Here is a 20,986-nt window from a genome sequence, read left to right as displayed (position 1 = left end):
CAACAACCGATTTAATATTTTTTTATAAGGCGTTGCTGAAATTTTTTGGGAATGACACAATCTAAAAGCTCTATGTCCTTTGCAACTCAATCTAATAATTTAATTTTAGACGATCATAATGATACGGAATTTGAAAACTTTTGGCACGATCTAGATTCAGAATATGCAGTAACTAAAGATACCAAAATTGTTAGTTTTGCCTATCAAATTCCTCGGGTAGATCTTCTTGCTTGTTTGCAAAAATTTAGCCATCGTGATACATTACATTTTTATTGGGAAAATTGTAGCAAACAAGAAGCAGTAGCAGCTTGGGGCGTAACCAAAAAAGATTATACAGAGCATAATTCCCGATTTAGTTTAGCACAAGAATTTGTTCGAGAATGCTTCGGTCAAATTATTAGAAAAGGAGATAGTAATTTAGCAATTGGCAAACCCAGTGTATTTTGTAGCTTTACATTTTTTAATGACTCGGAATTATCTCAGCCTTTTAGATCAGGAACATTATTTTTACCCCGTTTTCAAATAGTAAAAAAGAACAAAAACTGCTGTTTAATTATTAACTTTCCCCTGAGTAAAAAACAGAATGAAAGCCGAGTTGTCAAGGAAATAAAACAAAAGTTAAATAATATCAATTGGGAAAGTTTAAAGCAACTAAATACCAATCAAGAGAATAGTCTATTATCTATAGGTCGCGAACAACATCAAGATTCTGATTATTTTAAATCTGTCGTTAGATCGGCATTAGATGAGATCGCCATCGATAAACTAAGTAAAATTGTCATCGCCCACACCACTGAAATTAAATCTTCTCAGCCTTTTCAAACGATTGAGTCTTTAAGCAATTTAAGACAACTTCATCCAGACTGTTATATTTTCTCGACTAGTAATGGAGAAGGACAATACTTTATTGGAGCTAGCCCAGAGCGTTTGATCAGCGTTCAGAATCGACAGTTAGTTACGGATGCTTTAGCTGGCTCTGCTCCCAGGGGAACGAATAACACCGAAGATTTGCACCTAGCTAATTTATTACTGAGAAACCGCAAAGAAAAACGAGAACACAAAGCTGTAAGCGATTTTATGATGCAGCGTTTGCGGAGTATTGGTTTAAAACCCCAACAGTTACCTCTACAATTGCTAAAGTTATCTAATATTCAACATCTGTGGACGCCGATTTACGCTCATTTACCTGCGGATATTGAACCGTTAGAAATTGTCGATCTGCTTCATCCCACCCCTGCCGTGGCGGGAGTATCAACAGAAATTGCCTGTGAGAAAATTCGTCACTACGAAAAATTTGATCGCTCTTTGTATGCTGCACCTTTAGGTTGGGTAGACTATGAAGGCAATGGTGAATTTATTGTAGGTATTCGTTCGGCACTTATTGATGGCGATCGCGCTAGACTGTATGCTGGAGCAGGAATTGTCTCAGGATCTAATCCTCATAAGGAATTTGATGAAATACAGCTTAAATTACAATCCCTGTTAAAAGCATTAGTTTAACCAGTTAAATATACTCAATAGTTAATGTTACACCCTTGCGGTACAATCGATTTTCGTAACATAAATACCCTTTGGGCATCGGTAATAGCAGAGACACTACATCGCTGTGGCATTACTATGGCAATAGTTTGTCCTGGTTCGCGCTCGACTCCTTTGGCGATCGCTTTTGCCAATCATCCTCAAATTGAAGCTATTCCTATTTTGGACGAGCGTTCTGCATCCTTCTTTGCCTTAGGGAGAGCAAAAAAAACGGGATTGCCTACGGTGTTAGTTTGCACTTCTGGTACTGCTGGGGCTAACTTCTATCCCGCAGTTATAGAAGCCAAAGAAAGCGGTATTCCTCTAATTATTTTAACAGCCGATCGCCCTGCTGAATTGCGTCACTGTCATGCGGGGCAAACTATCGATCAGGTTAAACTATATGGCAATTTACCCAACTGGCAATGCGAGCTTGCTTTACCCGAAGCTAATTTAGGTATGCTGGCTTATGTAAGACAAAATACGATCCAAGCTTGGGAGCAGTCATTGTTTCCTACTCCTGGGGTAGTGCATCTTAATTTACCATTACGCAAGCCTCTTGCTCCTTTGGAACAGCCTGAAGTAGCCAAGCTGCAAACTGAATTTCTGGCTCAAGATTTTTTTAGTGGAGTTAGAAGCGATTTCTCAATTAATTCTTTTGGGGTGAACCTTCCGATAGATAATTGGCAGCACAAATCGGGAATTATCATTGCGGGTTTAGCTCAACCCCAAGATCCTCAGTTATATTGTCAGGCGATCGCTCATTTCTCGAAACTATTATCTTTTCCCGTATTAGCAGAAGCTCTATCTCCCGTAAGAAATTATGCTAGTTTAAATCCTTATTTAATCTCTACTTATGACTCGATCTTGCGTCAGAATACTATTGCTCAAAGGCTGATTCCCGATGTGGTAATTCAAATTGGCGAACTTCCCACTAGTAAAGAATTGCGTCAGTGGCTGAAGGATATAGATGTCGAGCGTTGGGCGATCGATCCTAGATACGACAATTTCGATCCCCTACAGGGCAAAACTAGACACATTCATAGTTCTATCGAGCAGTTAGCCGATAATTTAGACTCTAATTTAGTATCAGTGGATAGATCTAAATATTGCCAACAATGGTGCGAATTGGAATCTCGCACTAGAAACAATCTCGATCGCACCTTGAGATCTATCGATATTTTATACGAAGGGAAAACCGCCTGGCTAATATCCCAGAGTTTATCGACTGCTACCCCAGTATTTTTAGCCAATAGTATGTCGGTGCGAAATGCAGAATACTTTTGGCAACCCAATAATAGAAAAATAGTTCCTTATTTTAGTCGCGGTGCTAATGGCATTGATGGTACTCTTTCTACTGCTTTAGGTATAGCATATCAAGATCGGGGAATATTACTTACGGGCGATTTAGCTTTATTGCACGATACCAATGGCTTTTTAATTGCGCAAAAGTTTCGCGGGCATTTAAGCATTATTGTGATTAATAATAATGGCGGCGGAATTTTTGAAATGCTCCCTATTGCCGATTTTCCTTCAGAGTTTGAAGAATACTTTGCCACTCCTCAATCGGTTAATATCGCTCAACTTTGTAGGGCGTACGAGCTAGAACATCAAATAATAACTAGTTGGCAACAGTTAGAAGAATTATTACAAAATTTACCTCCAACAGGAATTAGAGTTTTAGAGCTAATTTGCGATCGCACTAAAGACGCAGCCTGGCTAAAAGATAACCTAGCTCTATTTAGTTTGAGACAAGAATAAATTACGAGAATAAATTAATTTATTCTGGAACATATAGAAATGCTTGGTTTCTGCCTCTTTCTTTTGCCTCATATAATGCCTTGTCTGCCAAACCAATCAATAATTCAGGAGTAAATTCCGAACCTGGAATCAAACTGTGTACCCCCAAACTAATGGTGACATAATTATTCACCAATGACTTTTCATGAGTAATATGTAGTTGATGGACATGAGTGGCAATTTTCTGAGCGATTTTGAACGCTTCGGCTGCGTCAGTATTGGGTAAAATTATGCCGAATTCCTCTCCACCATAACGAGCAACTAAACCAGAAGTTGATTCAATAACACATTCAATTGCTAAAGCTACCTGTTGCAAACAATAATCTCCAATGGGATGACCATAGGTATCGTTATAAAATTTAAAATAGTCAATATCGCATAAAATTAAAGCGATTGGAGCATGTTCTGACTTTAATTTCCGCCATTCTTCGAGTAAATAGTCATCAAAACGACGACGATTAGCTACCTGAGTTAAGCTATCTAAAACACTCAGCTTTTCCAGTTCTCTGTTGGCTAAACTAAGAGCAGCTTGAGCTTTTTGGCGATCGCAGATCTCGTTATGTAGTTGAGATTCTACTAAGTCAGCGTGTTCGGTAGTATTATCCAGCATAATTTCTAAATCTGCCTTTTCCAATTTTAATTCGTCCAGCTCTTGTCTGAGCTGTTCGATTTGAAATAATAGTTGTTCTTTAGCTATTTGTTCGTCTAATAGTGATTTGTAGTCTTCTACATCCACTTTTTGAGAATTAGCAATTTCCGAAGAAATTATATGTTCGACGATTTCTTTATCTAAAGGTTTTGACAAAAAGAAACCTTGACCGTAATGGCATTTTAAGGCTTTTAATTGAGCTAGCTGTTTGACTGTTTCAATACCTTCAGCGATCGTATCCATACCTAAGTTATTAGCTAAAGTAACAATTGCTCTGACGATACCCAATTTATCAGCATTGTTGTTGATGCTACTGACGAAAGATCGGTCTATTTTGATGGTATCAAAGGGAAACTGATGCAAATAACTTAAAGAAGAATAACCCGTACCAAAGTCATCGAGAGAAAACTCAATACCCAGGGATTTTAGTTCTTGCAGCAGGGCAATAGTCGATTGAGTATCTTCGACTAAAGAACTTTCTGTAATCTCTAACTTTAAATTGTGGGGATCTAGCATTGTTTCTCGTAAAATTTGTTTAACCTGCGCCACAAAATTAGGTAAAGCTAACTGCTTGCTAGATATATTGACGCTAATTTTCCAAGTAGTTAAACCGCCATAATTGTTTTGCCAACCACGCATTTGAGTACAAGCTTCTCTTAACACCCAAAAACCCAAAGGAATGATTAAACCAGTATCTTCCGCTAAACTAATAAACTCCCCAGGGGCAATTAATCCTCTTTCTGGATGTCTCCACCGTACTAATACTTCAAAGCCTTGAATTTTATCACTGCTTAGAGATACTATCGGTTGATAGTGTAGGATGAATTCTTCTCGTTTGATTGCTTGTCTTAAATCATTTTCTAATTGCAGCAAAGTCAAAGCTTTCCCGCGCATAGACTCATGGAACACTTGGTAATGAGATTTTTTATGTCTTTTAGCATCAGATACTGCTAATTCTGCATCTCTGAGTAAATTTTCTGGCTGAGTATAATGTTGATTTCCAGGAGCAATACCAATACTTGCTTCAATAAATACTTCATAACCGCCGAGATTAAAAGGTACGCTTAACTCGCGATAAATCCTTTCTGCAACATTAGTAGCATATTCCAAATGTTCTACATTACTTAATAAGATCGCAAATTCATCATTCCCCATACGGGCAATAAAATCCTGGGAACGCAAACATTTTTGTAATCTTTGGGAAACTGCTACCAACAAGCGATCGCCTATAATTCTCCCCAAACTACTATTAATTACTTTAAAACGATTGATATCAATAAATAAAATAGTAAACTGATAGTCTATTTCTTGTCTGGCAAAACAAATTTCTTGTTCTATATAAGCAAATAATAAATTATAGTTAGGCAAGCCTGTTAGAGAATCGTGATTAGAATCAAGGGCGATCGCCGGGTTGATGGGTTCTATTTCTAATGTAGATGTAAAGTTCAAATCTTCTAAATCTTTTTTTCCTTCTTCGATCGTTAATGATTTTTGACCCTGTAGCTCTTGCCAAAACTCATTGGATACATCTAGCCGACTAATAAAAATTTCCAGATCGTCTAGTTTTTCTTGGCAAATTACAGCGATTACATTGGGTAGTTCTTCTGCTTGAAAAACCACAGTCTGCTCTACTATATCTTTGGTTTTTGAATTAATCCAATCTCTTACAATCAAAAGATCGTCTAGACGATCTCCCAATATTTTTGCTGCTGCGGAATTTAAAAACAAGCAATTTTGGCAATCGTCAAAAACAATAGCTGCATTGCTTATATTATTTATAGACGATCCAGAGCTAGGAGGAAAATTAGTTAGATCGAATCGATCTTTTTTTCCTGATTTGAATTGCATTTCATAAAACATTTGATTCATTACCAATCAAGATATATCGATGATTTAGGACTCAATTAAGTTAGCTTGTTAACTTAATATATTGGCGAGTGGGATGTTTATAAATTAAATGAAAAATGTAACAAAAGCTGTGATGTCGATCCGATTGAATTATCTAGCAAAATCAAGAATTAACAGGAATAGATTAGAGTCTTGAAAATACTTTATTTTTGCTCATATATTTTTGACAACTTATTATTTTGCTCCGTAGAAATACTGAAATATACTTTATTTGCTAAACTTCATTACTTGGTAATACTGAAGAAAAAACAATTAATTATAAATCTCAAACAAATCTCAGTTTTTTTATCTAGAAAATGTTTCTTTTTTCGCTTAAATGGGAATTATGGGTTAGTGGTTTTCCAGCTAACAAATAGCTTCAGTGAGGAATGATATGAAAGCGATTAATCCAATTCTAGATAGAAATTTAGTAAATCAAAAAGAACTCAATGCCAATTTATTCAAAAAATTATTAGCTTTGGGTGTTAATACTAGTTTTGCTCTCAGTATAATTGCCCTATTAATAAATTTGACGGCAACTCAAACCTATTCCCAATCATTAGATTCATCTTCTTCTAATAATAGTTTGCTCGATCGCATCGATCGCTATGCCGTACCCGAACATGATGATGCCTTGGGTCAAGTTACTAATATCAATCAGTTAAGAGATGTTTCTCCTACAGATTGGGCTTATGAAGCTCTCCGCAGTTTGGTGGATCGTTATGGCTGTATTTCTGGCTTCCCCAATCAAACTTATCGTGGAAATCAACCTTTATCTCGTTATGAATTCGCTGCGGGATTGAATTCCTGTCTCAATCAAATCGAACGTTTGATTGCTTCTTCTGATTCAGTCAATACAGAAGATCTCGAAACTATTCAGAAATTAGCCCAAGAGTTTGAAGCAGAATTATTAACTCTAGACGAACGAATTGACAAGGTTGAATCTCAAACAGGCATCTTAGAAGATAGTCAATTCTCTACTACCACTAAGCTTACAGGGGAAGCCGTATTTAGTATCGGAGATATTTTTATTGGTGAAAATACTGCCGTCTTTCCAGCAGAAGATTTAGAAACAGAACCCGTTTTTGGTCATCGAGTGCGTTTAGGATTTAATACTAGTTTTACAGGTAAAGATTTACTTTTCACTCAACTTACTTCGGGCAATTTTCCCTTTTTCAGCGGTCAAACAGGTACTTTTGAAGGAGACTTGGGTTTACTGGCTGATAATGGAAACAATGTAGATCTGTTAGTGGCATTGTATTCTTTTCCTTTGAGCGATCGCACTACCATAGTTTTAGAAGGATATGGCGGGATTGCTTTTGACTTTGCCGACACGATCAGTCCCTTAGATCATTTCAACGATAGTGCCAGTGGTGCTATTTCTTATTTTGGAGTACGCAACCCCATTTATAATCAAGTTCTGGGTTCGGGAATTGGACTCAAAAGCGAATTAAGCGATAGTTTTGAATTTAGTGCGGGATACCTTGCCCCTAGCGATACGGCTTCTAATCCTGCCGCCGAAAATGGTTTATTCAATGGTGCGTATTCTGCTCTAGGACAATTGGTCTTTAAACCAGGCGATCGCTTTAAACTAGGCTTGACTTATATTAATTCTTATAACAGTAGCGATAATTTTGCTGGTAGCAATTTATCCAATATTAATTCTTTCATTAGCAGTCGAGGGACAAACGTACCTATTACTAGCAACTCCTACGGAGTACAAACTTCTTTCAGTCTCAGCGATAGTTTTATTATCAGTGGTTGGGGTGGCTATACTACCAGTCGCGTTTTAGAATCAGCTACTGACGCAGGTGGAGCAACCATAGTTAGTCGAGGAGATCAAGAAGTTTGGAATTGGGCGGTAACGTTGGCTTTTCCTGACCTAATCAAAGAAGGAAATCTAGGGGGAATTATTGTCGGTATGGAGCCTAAAGTTACCGACTCTACAATAGATATTGCTGGCGTAGCAGAAAATACCGATCCCGATACTTCATTCCACGTCGAAGCTTTTTATCAATATCAGCTAACGGATAATATTGCCGTAACGCCTGGTGCAGTCTGGATTACTGCTCCCGATCATGATGAAGAAAATGCCGATACTGTAATTGGTACTTTAAGAACAACTTTTACTTTCTAGAAGTTGGCAATTAGTTGTCTGAATTAAAGTCTTTTTAATTTTTTTAAAAAGGCTTTTTTGTTTATGATTGCTGCCCTTCATATTTTTGTTCGGCTAATACAGAGCAATTTTTTCCCCGTTGTTTGGCTCGATATAAGGCGGTATCTGCATCTTGGATTAACTTGTAAGCAGAACAATTAGGATTGGGGACAATACAAGCAACACCACAACTAATCGTAACGCGATCTGTCACAGTAGAAGTTTCGTGAGGAATATTCAATTGAATCAGGGCGTTTCGGATGTTATTAGATACTTGAATTGCTCCTTCGCCATTAGTGCGGGGCAAAATAACTACGAATTCTTCTCCACCATATCTAGCCGCAATATCTCGATCTCGATTGACGCTACTGTAAATTTTGCGGGCTACTTGTTTTAAGCATTCATCTCCCATTAAATGCCCATAGGTATCGTTATATAGCTTGAAATTATCAACATCACACATAATTAAGGAAATAACTCCTCTTTCTGCGATCGATTCCTGCCATAGTTGTTTTAATGCAAGGTCAAAATAATAGCGATTATAAATTTGGGTCAAGCTATCTATATTTGCTAGGCGATTGAGTTCCAGATTGACTTGTCTCAAGTTTTTGGTAGTTTCTTCTACCCGTTGTTCCCATTGAGATTCTAAATTTTCGATATTGCGAGCAGACGCTTTTAACTGCAACGCCATAGAGTTAATCGATTCGGTGACAACTGCTAACTCCTTAATTTTGGGCTGTCGTTCAATTGCCAATACTTGCCCGCTAGAAATTGCCTTCGCCACATCAGAAATACGAGTTACTGAATTAATAATCAAGCGATTGGCGATCGCACCCAGAAAAATAGCTGAAATCAACGCCAGACTACTTAACAATAAAGTCATGTAAGTATTGGTGCGAATATAAGACATAAAATCTGATTCGGGAATCACCGTTACCATCAACCAATCCAATCCAGGATAGCCTTCTAGGCTGGCAACCTGAACAAAATGGCGATTTCCTTCAAACTTGAAAATTATTTGCTGGGTATGTTCTATGTCTTTAAAGTAGTTCAGCTTTGTTTCAATAAAAGCTCCAGTAGCTTCGATCAAAAGATCTGAAGTATCAGAATAGTGCAAACGTTCATTTCCTAACGCATTTCTTCTAATAAGAGAATTACCAGTCGATGTAGCCACCATTTTTCCTGACTTTTCAATTATGAAAGCTCTCCCAGAATCGCTGATTTTCAGACTATTAAGAAATTGACTAATATCTTCCAAAGTCAAATCGATCGCCATCACTCCCTTTATTTTGTTAGATTTAACATCTTTGAGGGGAATTGCAGGAGTAATACCCAAAACAGGAGGATCGGCAAACAAATAGATCGGCGACCAAATTAAATCTCCATGTTCTATGGCTGCCCGATACCAAGGTCTTTGGCGAGGATCGTATGGTTTTTTTTCTAATAGGGTGGTTGCTTTACCTTGTTCGTCTAAACGATAAGTTTCCCAATAGGGTGCGGTATCTAGATTGCGAATAGATAATTTGGGAGGATCTTTCAGTTCTATTTCTACGAAATCACCCGTTTCACTGCCAAAGTAAAGGGTATTTATTTCTGGATTAATCTTTGCTTGCTGCCAAAAAATATCTTGCAAATCTTGCTGATTATTTAGATCCAAACGCTGAAGATTGTTAAATACTCGATTGATCTTGAGAAAAGTACTGGGAGTATTAAGATAATTGGCAACGTGTTTCTGGGTATGGGATGTAACTTCACGACTCAATCGTAATGCAAGATCCTCGACAGTTTTGCGGCCATTCTTCCAAGAAAAATACCCCGTCAAACCTACTGCTACTAATACCTGAGAAATAAGAGATGCAATGAGGATTTGGCGTAGAGATATTTTGTTGCCTCTAATCGCTCTGTTCATAAGGAGAGAATCAAGTAAACAGGATAATTGATTTTAACCTGAGAACAACCCAGTCTATATTTTAGATTCTTACAGCTTACTAACAAATCAACCAATCTACTGAATAATAAAAACCGAGGTGCATGTTATTTTACACCTCGGTTTTATTTTGCCTCAAAGTTTAGAATTTACAGATAATTCAATCTATGCAAACCATTCTTCAACAGCTTCCGCTTTAGTGTTGGTGTTGCGAGATGGAGTTTCGCGCTCGAAATTCATGTGAATCGAACGAGTTTGTTCTCCATCAACTGCTACAGCCTTAATTGGATAGTCAATTACTCCATCTTGGAAGGACATTTGGAAACGGAATGTTCCATCAGAATTTAGTTTGATTTCGCGATCGCCAATTGTCACAGTTGCATCTGGTTCGGTTGCGCCATATACAATCAATTCGGCATCAGCTACTAACCAGAATTTACGGGGTTTGACTGGAATAACATCACCAGAGAAACCAGCCCCAGACATATTTTGACCAGATGCGGTAGGTACAGCCCACATTCCTACTCCAGAGGGGAAAATATAGGAGCTAACTGCTGCTTCAGGAGTTTGTTGCATCGAACCAAACAAAGAACCAGCCATACGCATGGATTCAGTGGATTTAGTCATGCCATAGACAGCATCATAAAGTTCGTTTCCTTGAGCTGTATCAGCACTCATTGCTTGCTTCTTAGCAGGAGGTACAAGAGTGTAAAGAGTTTTTCCTTTTAGGTCTTCTTCCCAGTTAACTGTGATGAAAGCGTCTTCAATCCAGTCAGAAGGATATACAGGAGGAATACTAACGGAGGCAGAGCGAGCCAAAACCAACCAACGACCATCACCACAACGGTAGCCGATATCAGCTACATAATCGCGATCGCTGACAGGAATAGGTAAATACCATTCTCTAGCCATCTCATCACACAAGTATTCTTGGACGCTGTGGGGTGCTTGACTATTGATATCTATATCTGTTGTGTCATAGATACGCAAAGCCAGCTGTTGACCACCTTGACGGCGTAATTCTTCTTTGTGAATGCTAGGAATATCCCAATAAGCATAAGCCCATTGAGGATCTCGTGGCATTAATACAATACGGCTTTCTCCATAACCGTCAGGAAGTTCTCCCAAATCTCGATCGACAGAAGCTAGGCTTTCTTTTAGATTATCCTCTTGACCGACTTCAAATTTTGTACCCTTCACTTGTTGTTCCTCCTGGATGGCTGATGGATTTTGTGAAAATCTTTCTTGTTCTGTTGTTCTGATAGCTTCTCTGATCGAAGCGAGTAGCTGCGCTTTACGCATTCTGCTATAACGGGATATTTTATACTCACTGGCAACTTTCCTTAGCTGCCGTAAGGTCATTTCTTCTAGTGGTGGACGTTCCTTTGCCATTGACTTACAGCCTCCGATTAATTAGACGGTGTTTAGCTGCTGGCAGCCATATTTAAGACTTAGAAGCTATAACTCCGCGAGTCTCTCAACCTTAATTTACGTCTACATTAATTATTATTTTTGTATTTTTAGTTTTTATGTCTGTGTGGGAAAGGTCTTAACCACTTGAATCAGTTATAGCAGCAAAATAGCTTTGGGGATCGATCTTTATCACCTTAAAAACCAACTGACAACGATTTTAATGGGGTTTCAGAAAATAAATGTCATGGTATTATGATATTTATGGCGATCCGAGTCCATAAACTCCTGATTAATGTCATTATTTTATAACAATAGCTGCTTCAGCCTTCTGAAGCCTCTGGAATAGAGGGAAATGTATCAATTACTGGCAAAAAAGCGCGTTTTTCTGGTTCTTGTTTAATTTTTTCCTGTTCGAGTCTTTCTTGTTCGAGCTGATATGGCTTTTTGCCCAATCCTAGTTTGCTGAGGAGAAAATAGGTACCTATCCCTAAAACCGTCCCAAAAGCTAGACCAAAAACAATCAGCTTAATAAAAATCTTCTCAAGCTGTTTTTTACGTATAGCTACGTTTTTAGGAGATAAATTCGCGTCGATGTTGTCTAAATTTTTTTCTGACTCTAGATCGGAAATGCGATCGCGATTTGCATTGTCTCCTGATTCAAACATGATTCCAAACCTCTATTAAATTAATTATTGATGGTTGCTTATATTAGTTTATCCAGACAAAAAAAAGCACCCGCCAAAATGGATGCTTTGAATCTTTTAATTATTTTTGTTAAGTCAAGTGCTTTACGCTGCACTTTCAGTAGCAGGATAAACGCTAACTTTTCTCTGTCCTCTTTTTCTATATTCAAATTTCACAACGCCATGAATCAAGGAATATAGAGTATCGTCTTTACCGCGACCAACATTGTTACCAGGATGGACGCTAGTACCTCTTTGACGTACCAAAATGCTTCCTGCGGTTACTTCTTGTCCGCCATAACGTTTAACACCGAGTCGCTTGGAATTAGAATCGCGACCGTTACGAGTACTACCCGTTCCCTTCTTATGAGCCATCTTATCTGTCCTCTCTAAGTTTTACTTTGACTATATTGCTTATTTTATTCAGCAGTGGTTACTTCTGCTTCTGCTTTAGCAACAACCGAACCATTTAAGCTAATAGAATCAATCATCAAGCGAGTTAACTCTTGACGATGACCGCGTTTTTTGCGAGTTTTCTTTTTGGGTTGCATCTTGTAGACGATGACTTTTTTGCCCCGTCTATGACGCATTACAGTACCTTCTACGGTAGCACCTTCAATAAAAGGACGACCGACAGTTATATCGTCGTCATTGCTTACCAATAAAACTTTGTCTATGGTGTAGCTAGAATCTGGATCGGCAGCTAATAGGTTGATGTCGTAAAAACGACCTGGTTCAACTCTAATTTGTCCGCCACCAATCTCAACAATTGCGTATGTCATAAAAATTTTCTCTTTTTGTATTGCCGTAAGGGTAGTCACATCAAGAGCCGCCAGCCAACTAAATTGATTAGCCAGAGCAATGGTTTTAACGTGACGTTTAAAAAAAACCCAATCCGAGCAAGTTATTCGATGCCCAATCTATAATTATGTAGATTTTATCTGGCATTTGTCAATATTGTTCTGTTTGTAACATTTCAGTTGTTTCTCTCTTAGATAGTTTTTGCTACTTTAATCATGGCAACTAAAGTATGATGAGCATCTTCAGCATCTTTTAAAGTATGGTCAAATTCTACTCTAATGGGTATTATTTCCCCTGCAACATGGGCTGAGATGTTCATTCCTTGAGGATCGATCGAATCCATTGTTGCGGTTTCCGTTTGGGGTGTATGACCAAAGGCTTTGGCATATAACACGATCGCATCCCTATGATCTTTATTCATGTGTTGGCAAATGCGATCGCTGATAGCTGGAGTAATGACTTCAGACATAATTATTTGATAAAACTAAGAAGATCTCATTTATTATAAAAGCTCTATGTTCCTTACTTTACGAATTGTTTGGGGCAAAACTCCTACCAATAAAGCAAAAGCTTCATCAGGCAGATTCGCCACAGTGGCAATATCAAACCAGTGTTCAAATTGATTTAAGATAACCTGGGCTCTTTCTGTTGGTTCGGGGTTATCAATAATTTGCTTGGTCAATCTAACCCATTGTCTTCTCATTTTATATGCTTGTCTGCGTTCTGGTGAATTCTGAGGAGATACCAAGGACAAATTACCGACAGGAATCAGATCGACTGCATCTAAATCAAAGTTACCACCGACAATTGCCCCAGGACCAATAAACTCTGCATGGTATTTTTTATATATTATCAAACCATTTTTACGACGTGGATTGACTATCAATAATTCTTGGGTTTTCAATCTTGATAGAAGATTATCTATGGGAATTTTATTGTCTTTATTTTGCTCTTTCACCCTTGCTGTACCATCGCTCAAGCCGAAAACTCTAGCAGATCATCTTAAACTTAGCATCATAATTATGAAACGAACACTAAGATTAATAGAGTTTTCGGACAAATTATGATTAACCAACAAAAATGTAGAAAAGCTGCGAGTTTGGTCGCAAAATAAATTAATGCTTCAAGGCGAAAACATGATTTGGATAACAGCTTTGAATGCTTAAAGTATTGGTTTAAGTAGTCAAACAAAATGATGTTAAATTTGCTTTTTCAATAACAGACGAGGAGAATAATCAAACCATAGATTGCTCCAATTAATATCTATTTGTGAGATTTGATAACCACTATGACAATATAATTGTTTGGCAGAGTCGTTTTTATCCAAAACGTGAAGGTAAGTTTCTTTATATCCCCAGTCTAAGGCGATCTCTTCACATTTAGCCAGCAGTTGACTGCCAATACCCAAACGACGATAATCTTGCTTAACAGCCAAATTAGAGATATATGGATATTGAGTTTCGTTAGACCAAAAGGAAGCGGAGCGCAAGGATATTTCTACTGTACCGACAATCCCACGATCTAAATTGTGTTCTATGGTTTGTCCTAGATTGGAGTTAGCTAATTTGGCGACTACACAAGCATAAAGCGGAGAACGAGAACGCAAACGATAGCGCAAATCTTCGTTAATCGTAAATTGTAAAAAGGGATATACCCAACCAGCAAAATTGGGAAAGTCATAAAAACTCTTAGCTAGGATCGAGCTAATTGTTCGAGTGTCTTCTATGGAAGCTTGGTGAATATTTAGGCGTAAATTATGATTGACATCAGATTCTAAAACCATCAAGAAAGAAATAACTTAATTTTCAAGATTATTGTAATTGCGGATCGAAAGGCTTATCAGCGCAGTTAATTTTTAACTGCTTATTTGGGAATAATATTATTATGCTTGGTGGCGATTAGACAATCAGACTAAATCAATACATTACAAAACTACTTTATTATTTTTAATCATTAACTAAGATAAAATTAATGCTGAAAGATGAATATAGTCAACTATTATTAGATGATTTATCTTGGGAAAAATTAAGTCAAACTATTGTCGATACTGTCGTTCAACTACCCAAAGTTGACATAGTTATTTTATATATAAACAGATTACATTTTGATACAGAAGAGTATTTTTTTGGACTAAAAAACTTAAGTATTTCTCAGATAAATCGCGAATTACTCAAGCTTACAGTATTAAATTATCCTCATCTACAACTTAATAGTAATTTAGTTGTTCATAAATACGAAAAAAATTTATCTTCTCTTAAATCTATTAACGTTCGAGCTTGTAGCGAAGCCAAAATCTGCTCGACAATTACCCTTCCCTTGTTTTCTCAAGAAATTTTGACGGCTTCTTTGACTATTCATCGTCTCCAAGAATTCGATAGTTGGCAACAAGAAGATCTTGATGCTGCTAATATCATGGCTAACCAAGCAAGGTTATCTATTTCTCAGATGTTGGCGGGAGAAAAACTTAAGGAATTAGCTCAAAGAGAAACTACCGTTAACCGCATTACAGCTACAATTCGTTCTAGTTTAGAACCTCCTGTAATGTTTGCTGCCATCGCCAAAGAACTAGGTTCAGCTTTAAAAGTAGATGGCTGTACCCTCTCTCTCTGGACAAAAAGCGATCGCTTTGTTAAATGTGTGGGTTTATATAATCCCCACGAACCACAAAAAATTATTCAAGATTCCCCCGACTGGCAACAGGCTACTACTTCTAGCGTTCCTATTGCTGAAAATCCAATTCTACAGGCTCTGTTATATTCTAAAAAGCCTGTTTGTTCTGCTGACTTGGAAAAGCAAAAAAATATGGCTCGTTACGAGCTACCTTGGCATTCAAAGGCTAGAGCCTTATTGATTGTTCCTTTGATTGTGGAAGAAGAAATTATTGGCAGTATTACCCTAAGACAAAATAATGCTTCTCGTAACTGGAATCAAGCCGAAACCGAACTAGCCGAGGCGGTGGCTGCTCAAGCTGCGATCGCTATTACTCAGGTTTTAGCTCATCAACAAGTAAAAGAATTAGCTCAAAGAGAAACCACCGTTAACCGCATTACAGCTACAATTCGCTCTAGTTTAGAACCTCCTGTAATGTTTGCTGCCATCGCCAAAGAACTAGGTTCAGCTTTAAAAGTAGATGGCTGTACCCTCTCTCTCTGGACAAAAAGCGATCGCTTTGTTAAATGTGTGGGTTTATATAATCCCCACGAACCACAAAAAATTATTCAAGATTCCCCCGACTGGCAACAGGCTACTACTTCTAGCGTTCCTATTGCTGAAAATCCAATTCTACAGGCTCTGTTATATTCTAAAAAGCCTGTTTGTTCTGCTGACTTGGAAAAGCAAAAAAATATGGCTCGTTACGAGCTACCTTGGCATTCAAAGGCTAGAGCCTTATTGATTGTTCCTTTGATTGTGGAAGAAGAAATTATTGGCAGTATTACCCTAAGACAAAATAATGCTTCTCGTAACTGGAATCAAGCCGAAACCGAACTAGCCGAGGCGGTGGCTGCCCAAGCTGCGATCGCTGTACAACAGGCAAAACTATATCAAAAAGTTAAACAGTTAAACAATTATCTCACCGAATCAGTCCTCAAACGTTTTTTACCCGCAGCAATTGTCAACAAGGCTGCTACGGGAGAACTTTCTCTCGATTTAACTCCCGAACCCCGTCGCGTCACGGTTTTGTTTTGTGACTTAGTGGGTTTTACCAATCTATCGAGCCGACTTGAGGTACTTACCCTGGCAGAAATACTCAATGAGTATTTGGAAGCTATGACCAAAGCGGTATTTGATCGCGGGGGAACAATTGATAAATTTCTGGGAGATGGAGTTATGGCAATGTTTGGCGCACCGGAAACCCTATCTTGCCCCGAACAAGCCAAAAGAGCTATTTCTACTGCCAAAACTATGTACTATTACCTAGAAAAACTAAACGAGCGATGGCAAGCAAAAACTTCCAAAGACGACCGAATTCCGCTCCTTAAAATGCGTTGTGGTATTCATCAGGGCAAAGCTGTCGTCGGTATGTTTGGTGGCAAACAAAGAAAAGACTATACAGCAGTAGGAAGAGTTGTCAATATTGCCTCTCGCTTGCAAAGCGTTGCTGCTCCCGATAGTATTCTTATTTCAGAAACTGTCGCCAATTGTTTTGCCGATGTGAATTGGGGACCAGGAGAAGACTTTAAGCTCAAAGGTATAGAGCGAGATTTTAAAGCCTTTACTATTAGTAAAAATTAAAACTAGACAGAGCAAAATATCTTGAATTTTTAATTTAACAAGTACCTATTGGATCGGCAGTTTTTTGAGCAGAAACCAGAGATTTGATTGAGGTTGGATGAAACTGCATTACCACTTTTTTGGTAGCTACTTTTTTCTTCTCTATATTAGGCATTTCGATACGGCAACTACGGCAATACCAGTAGCTGTAACGATTACTGAGATGGTGTAGCATGGCATGAGAGCAGCAGGGGCAAGAATTTTTGGCGTTCATAATTTATTTTTACAGTGATATAATAGTTCAACAAAAGATATTTAAAGTTGGGATCTTTATATTTATATATCTCTAATATAAATAATCTTTTAGAGATATGAGGTGATTGTGACGATACGCAACATATTTGCCAGTTGCGATCGAAATCGTTGTCGTTTTTTATAACAAATGTTAAAAGAATCTAAACATTGTTTATCTCAAAACTTAGCCTATAAATCTATCATCAACTAAGTAAAAAAAAAGATCTGTAGTTTCGATCGCTTTTAGTAAAAAAAATCAATCAAAACTACGAAAAATAATTACCGTAGTGGGAGACTCAGTGGCGATCGCTTGGGGGATATTTCCTTCGATGACATTTTGCAATAATCCTTTATTGCTTGCGCCCAAAAGCACCAATCCATATTTCTTATTTTTAGTTAGATTAATAATCGTTTTGGACACGGAATAAGAAGAAATTCTTAAAGGTGTAATCGAGCATTGAAGCTGCTCTTGAAGCACATTGGCAGCGTGTTTAAAATCTGCCTGAGAAAGATGGGCTTGCTCTGGAAGATAAACTTGACACAGCTGTATTTTAGGAGGAATGGCATCTAACTGAGATAGGGCGGGTAGAATAGTCAAGAGTTTGTTAATGCGATCGCCTCCAGTGGTGGGAATTAACCACTTATGTCGCAGGTGTAGTTGTTGGGGAAAAGCATGGGGGGATTTCCCTAGTTTGACTAACATTAAATTACAGGGGGCTTCTTTAATTAAATAATCAACTACGTTACTAAAAATTGCCTCAATTCCTGAATTTTTTCCTTTCCAACCCATCAACAGCAAATCAATATGTTCTTTATTAATAGCTTCTAAAATCGCCTCTCCCACATCTGTAGCCACGCGGATTTGGGTATGTACGGGAATAGCTGATTTTTTACCCCAATTTTCCAAGCTTTCCATCAACTGACGGATCGGAGCAATTTCTACTTCAGCTTGGGCGGGATAAATATGATTGGCGATGCAGGTGACGCGCAAAAATTCAACTTCATACTGATGATATTTAGCGATCGCTCCTGCTATTTCTAATAACGAGGCTAAATTATCGGGATTTCCCAAAGGTAATAATAAACGTCCTTTTCCCGTAGCGGGGGAACGGGTTTGATATACCACATAGGAAGGTTGAGAGATGGTAGTACGTTGGAGATCGCAATTCAACTGGTTTGCTTCCGCTTTGATGATATCGCTGCGAGTAATAATACCTAGTAGTTTGCTGCCCTCGGTAACGGGAAGACGGGATAGTTGATAGCGATTGAGTAAATATAGGACATCTGCCAAGGAGGTATCTGGGCAGACTGAAATTGGCTGGGGAGTCATAATATCTTGGAGCAGTACCTCGCTATTTTGCTTGCTATCTTTGGGAATATCTGATTGAGTAATGATGCCCACTAGTTTGCCATCTTCTACTACAGGAAAACCCCGATGGTGCGATCGCGACATGGCTTGAATTAGTTTAGGCAAAGTAAGATCGCTAGGAAGAGTTTCGACTCGCGACTCCATCACGTCATCGGCGGTTAACTCTGACATGAAATCATTTTGGGGATGCTCTTCCGTAATCTCAATACCACTAGCTTCTAATAAATGCTCGTATAAAGAACCTTGAGAAAAACTTTCGGCTACGATATATGCCACTGCCGAAGTAATCATCAAGGGTAATACTAAATTAAAATCCGCAGTCATCTCAAAGATAATCACGATCGCCGTCACGGGTACTCTTACTACTGCGGTAAAAAATGCTGCCATTCCTGCAAAAGCAAAAGTGTAGGGAGATTCCGAATGAATTATAGCTACCTCGGCAATACCTACCAAATATCCCAAAGCCGAACCCAAAACTAGAGCGGGAGCAAATAAACCTCCTGGCGCGCCCGCACTATAAGCAAGGATAGTCAGACAAAATTGAGCCACAAATACTAAAGCAGTAGTTTGCCAAGTAAATTGCCCTGCAATCAATAATTCTCGCAAACCTGCATTATCCTGAAAAAAAGGCGGTAGCCAAGCTACTATCGTGCCAGATATCAAACCAGCCAAACCAATTCGTAAGGGTATGGCTAAAGCTAAACTGCGACTAAACTTTACCCCGCGAATGATTGACCGATTAAAAACTCCGCCCAAAATCCCTGCCAAAATACCCAGCACGACATAAAAAGGAATTTCAGGAATAGCAAAACTTCCGCGACGAGCAGAATCAATCACTGCCAAGGGTACGTTTAGATCCGTCGATCCGAGAATGCGAGAGACAACTGCCCCTGTAAAAGAAGCGGCGATCGCGGTTTCTAGGGTTAAACCAGAAATATCTCGCATCAATTCTTCTACGACAAATAATACCCCTGCAATTGGTGTATTGAATCCTGCTGCCAAACCTGCTGCTGCCCCCGCAGCGATCATCTGACGACGATTGGTAGGAGAATTGGGAATCCAACGACTTACCTGCGCCCCCAATGCTGCCCCAATATGGACTGTAGGGCCTCGACGACCGAGGGTAAACCCCGCCCCTATAATCAAGATAGTGGCAACTGTTTTGACTAAAGCTACTCTTAAGTTGAGAATAATGGGATATTTAGCCAAAGCAGCTTTAACTTGGGGAATACCACCCCCCGCAGCGGAAGGGGAGAGAAGTTCGATAATACCACCAGCTAAAGTACCAAAAATCAACCCTGCCAAAGGTAAGACAATCCTTGCTCCACCAAGTTCTATCGCTTTAATGCGATATCCTCCCAACCAGCCAATACCCTGTTTGAGCAATACCGCAGCTAGTGCGGAAAATAGCCCAATCAAACAGGCTTCAATTAGAGCATAACGAGTATCCAAAGAACTACTTGCTAGCCATGAGGATTGACGCCAGTTGGCAAGCAGTTTTTTCATTATTTATTTGCGATCTAACATTTTTGCTTAGGCTTACTCGACCTACTCTATATCCTAAACTGCTAATTGCTAATTTATAAGAGTGTTGTCGATTTGAACTATATGACATATATGACATAAGATACAACCTAGGTTCGATTTAAAGAGACCATTTCGAGCAAATTTAACTGAGAAGCCACTTGAAATAAGGCTTTTTCGTTGGCTGGATCTGTATGCAAATTTTGCACGTTGCCTATTACTTCCTGTTTAGCTTTTCAACACAATGTAGCAAGGATTCTCGTTCCAAATTTAAAGGATGGGAATGTGAGATAATTCAAACTTGGATATAACCGAGTTTTGAATAGAGATATAAATAAAAATGTTTAATTTCACTGGGGAAAGACCCAATAATTTGGGCGTAAAAGATGGCAAGTTAGCTGCTTGTCCTGGGAGTCCTAATTGTGTTAATAGTCAAAGTGATGGTGGCAAAGAAAAAATTGAGCCTTTACCAGGCGTATCTATTGCTGAAATAAAAGGTGTAGTTGAAGGGATGGAAAGAACTACCATCATCGAAGAAACGGATAGCTATCTCTATGCAGAATTTAAAAGCAACTTAATGGGTTTTGTGGATGATGTGGAATTTTACCTAGATTCGACTGCAAACGTAGTTCATGTAAGATCTGCTTCGAGATTAGGTAAGTCTGATGCTGGAGTCAACCGCAAGCGAGTTGAAGAAATTAGAAGTAAGCTGCAATAAGGACCCTGAATATTAGAAAATATAATTCAAGAACTA

General features: G+C 38.5%; 16 protein-coding genes. 5 read left to right on the top strand and 11 right to left on the bottom strand.

Annotation, left to right across the window (positions count from 1 at the left end; all coding sequences use genetic code 11):
- Window positions 1-72: 72 nt before the first annotated feature.
- Window positions 73-1,500, top strand: coding sequence for an isochorismate synthase (locus tag I4641_RS16025; RefSeq protein ID WP_229641583.1), 1,428 nt, complete (start codon window positions 73-75; stop codon window positions 1,498-1,500).
- 24 nt (window positions 1,501-1,524) lie between these two features.
- Window positions 1,525-3,279, top strand: coding sequence for a 2-succinyl-5-enolpyruvyl-6-hydroxy-3-cyclohexene-1-carboxylic-acid synthase (menD, locus tag I4641_RS16020; RefSeq protein ID WP_229641582.1), 1,755 nt, complete (start codon window positions 1,525-1,527; stop codon window positions 3,277-3,279).
- Between the two features lie 19 nt (window positions 3,280-3,298).
- Here menD and I4641_RS16015 read toward each other — a convergent pair whose 3' ends face one another.
- Window positions 3,299-5,815, bottom strand: a complete 2,517-nt coding sequence (locus tag I4641_RS16015) for a diguanylate cyclase domain-containing protein (protein WP_229641581.1) — start codon at window positions 5,813-5,815, stop codon at window positions 3,299-3,301.
- A gap of 433 nt (window positions 5,816-6,248) precedes the next feature.
- Here I4641_RS16015 and I4641_RS16010 point away from each other — a divergent pair, with 433 nt between their 5' ends.
- Window positions 6,249-7,991 (top strand): iron uptake porin, encoded by a 1,743-nt coding sequence (locus I4641_RS16010; protein WP_229641580.1) that lies wholly within the window; start codon window positions 6,249-6,251, stop codon window positions 7,989-7,991.
- Between the two features lie 61 nt (window positions 7,992-8,052).
- Here I4641_RS16010 and I4641_RS16005 read toward each other — a convergent pair whose 3' ends face one another.
- The 8 genes from I4641_RS16005 to I4641_RS15970 form a co-directional block, all read right to left on the bottom strand.
- Window positions 8,053-9,918, bottom strand: coding sequence for a diguanylate cyclase (locus tag I4641_RS16005; protein ID WP_229641579.1), 1,866 nt, complete (start codon window positions 9,916-9,918; stop codon window positions 8,053-8,055).
- Between the two features lie 183 nt (window positions 9,919-10,101).
- The gene (locus I4641_RS16000; protein WP_229641578.1) at window positions 10,102-11,328 is read right to left on the bottom strand and encodes a DUF4912 domain-containing protein; all 1,227 of its coding nucleotides are present in this window, start codon (window positions 11,326-11,328) and stop codon (window positions 10,102-10,104) included.
- A gap of 341 nt (window positions 11,329-11,669) precedes the next feature.
- Complete coding sequence (locus I4641_RS15995; RefSeq protein WP_229641576.1) at window positions 11,670-12,014, bottom strand: hypothetical protein; 345 nt, start codon at window positions 12,012-12,014, stop codon at window positions 11,670-11,672.
- A gap of 123 nt (window positions 12,015-12,137) precedes the next feature.
- Window positions 12,138-12,407: a 50S ribosomal protein L27 gene (gene rpmA, locus I4641_RS15990; RefSeq protein WP_229641575.1), complete on the bottom strand. Its 270-nt coding sequence runs from the start codon at window positions 12,405-12,407 to the stop codon at window positions 12,138-12,140.
- 44 nt (window positions 12,408-12,451) lie between these two features.
- Window positions 12,452-12,814 carry a 50S ribosomal protein L21 gene (gene rplU / locus I4641_RS15985; RefSeq protein WP_229641573.1) on the bottom strand — a complete coding sequence of 121 codons (363 nt, stop codon included), beginning with the start codon at window positions 12,812-12,814 and terminating at the stop codon, window positions 12,452-12,454.
- A gap of 209 nt (window positions 12,815-13,023) precedes the next feature.
- Entirely contained in the window at window positions 13,024-13,302 is a 279-nt protein-coding gene (locus tag I4641_RS15980) for a DUF2470 domain-containing protein (protein WP_229641572.1), read from the bottom strand.
- Window positions 13,303-13,335: 33 nt separating this feature from the next.
- Entirely contained in the window at window positions 13,336-13,791 is a 456-nt protein-coding gene (locus tag I4641_RS15975) for a hypothetical protein (RefSeq protein ID WP_369426818.1), read from the bottom strand.
- A gap of 240 nt (window positions 13,792-14,031) precedes the next feature.
- Window positions 14,032-14,616, bottom strand: coding sequence for a GNAT family N-acetyltransferase (locus I4641_RS15970; RefSeq protein WP_229641569.1), 585 nt, complete (start codon window positions 14,614-14,616; stop codon window positions 14,032-14,034).
- Window positions 14,617-14,804: 188 nt separating this feature from the next.
- On the opposite strand from I4641_RS15970, the gene I4641_RS15965 reads away from it, so the two are divergent.
- Window positions 14,805-17,066 (top strand): GAF domain-containing protein, encoded by a 2,262-nt coding sequence (locus I4641_RS15965; protein WP_229641568.1) that lies wholly within the window; start codon window positions 14,805-14,807, stop codon window positions 17,064-17,066.
- Between the two features lie 34 nt (window positions 17,067-17,100).
- Here the strand turns inward: I4641_RS15965 and I4641_RS15960 are convergent, their stop codons facing one another.
- Both I4641_RS15960 and I4641_RS15955 read right to left on the bottom strand, forming a co-directional pair.
- Entirely contained in the window at window positions 17,101-17,319 is a 219-nt protein-coding gene (locus tag I4641_RS15960) for a hypothetical protein (RefSeq protein ID WP_229641566.1), read from the bottom strand.
- 276 nt (window positions 17,320-17,595) lie between these two features.
- Window positions 17,596-20,214 (bottom strand): chloride channel protein, encoded by a 2,619-nt coding sequence (locus tag I4641_RS15955; protein WP_229641564.1) that lies wholly within the window; start codon window positions 20,212-20,214, stop codon window positions 17,596-17,598.
- A gap of 358 nt (window positions 20,215-20,572) precedes the next feature.
- Between I4641_RS15955 and I4641_RS15950 the strand changes: the two genes are divergently transcribed.
- Window positions 20,573-20,950: a DUF1499 domain-containing protein gene (locus tag I4641_RS15950; RefSeq protein ID WP_229641563.1), complete on the top strand. Its 378-nt coding sequence runs from the start codon at window positions 20,573-20,575 to the stop codon at window positions 20,948-20,950.
- The last annotated feature ends 36 nt before the right edge of the window (window positions 20,951-20,986 follow it).

The sequence above is a fragment of the Waterburya agarophytonicola KI4 genome, assembly GCF_020640915.1.
GTDB lineage: Bacteria > Cyanobacteriota > Cyanobacteriia > Cyanobacteriales > Xenococcaceae > Waterburya > Waterburya agarophytonicola.
This window is presented reverse-complemented; position numbering and strand designations above follow the sequence as displayed.

Coding starts and splice junctions, on each gene's coding strand:
- I4641_RS16025 (WP_229641583.1), top strand. CDS start 73: ATGTCCTTTGCAACTCAATCTAATAATTTAATTTTAGACGATCATAAT.
- menD (WP_229641582.1), top strand. CDS start 1,525: ATGTTACACCCTTGCGGTACAATCGATTTTCGTAACATAAATACCCTT.
- I4641_RS16015 (WP_229641581.1), bottom strand. CDS start 5,815: ATGCAATTCAAATCAGGAAAAAAAGATCGATTCGATCTAACTAATTTT.
- I4641_RS16010 (WP_229641580.1), top strand. CDS start 6,249: ATGAAAGCGATTAATCCAATTCTAGATAGAAATTTAGTAAATCAAAAA.
- I4641_RS16005 (WP_229641579.1), bottom strand. CDS start 9,918: ATGAACAGAGCGATTAGAGGCAACAAAATATCTCTACGCCAAATCCTC.
- I4641_RS16000 (WP_229641578.1), bottom strand. CDS start 11,328: ATGGCAAAGGAACGTCCACCACTAGAAGAAATGACCTTACGGCAGCTA.
- I4641_RS15995 (WP_229641576.1), bottom strand. CDS start 12,014: ATGTTTGAATCAGGAGACAATGCAAATCGCGATCGCATTTCCGATCTA.
- rpmA (WP_229641575.1), bottom strand. CDS start 12,407: ATGGCTCATAAGAAGGGAACGGGTAGTACTCGTAACGGTCGCGATTCT.
- rplU (WP_229641573.1), bottom strand. CDS start 12,814: ATGACATACGCAATTGTTGAGATTGGTGGCGGACAAATTAGAGTTGAA.
- I4641_RS15980 (WP_229641572.1), bottom strand. CDS start 13,302: ATGTCTGAAGTCATTACTCCAGCTATCAGCGATCGCATTTGCCAACAC.
- I4641_RS15970 (WP_229641569.1), bottom strand. CDS start 14,616: ATGGTTTTAGAATCTGATGTCAATCATAATTTACGCCTAAATATTCAC.
- I4641_RS15965 (WP_229641568.1), top strand. CDS start 14,805: ATGCTGAAAGATGAATATAGTCAACTATTATTAGATGATTTATCTTGG.
- I4641_RS15960 (WP_229641566.1), bottom strand. CDS start 17,319: ATGAACGCCAAAAATTCTTGCCCCTGCTGCTCTCATGCCATGCTACAC.
- I4641_RS15955 (WP_229641564.1), bottom strand. CDS start 20,214: ATGAAAAAACTGCTTGCCAACTGGCGTCAATCCTCATGGCTAGCAAGT.
- I4641_RS15950 (WP_229641563.1), top strand. CDS start 20,573: ATGTTTAATTTCACTGGGGAAAGACCCAATAATTTGGGCGTAAAAGAT.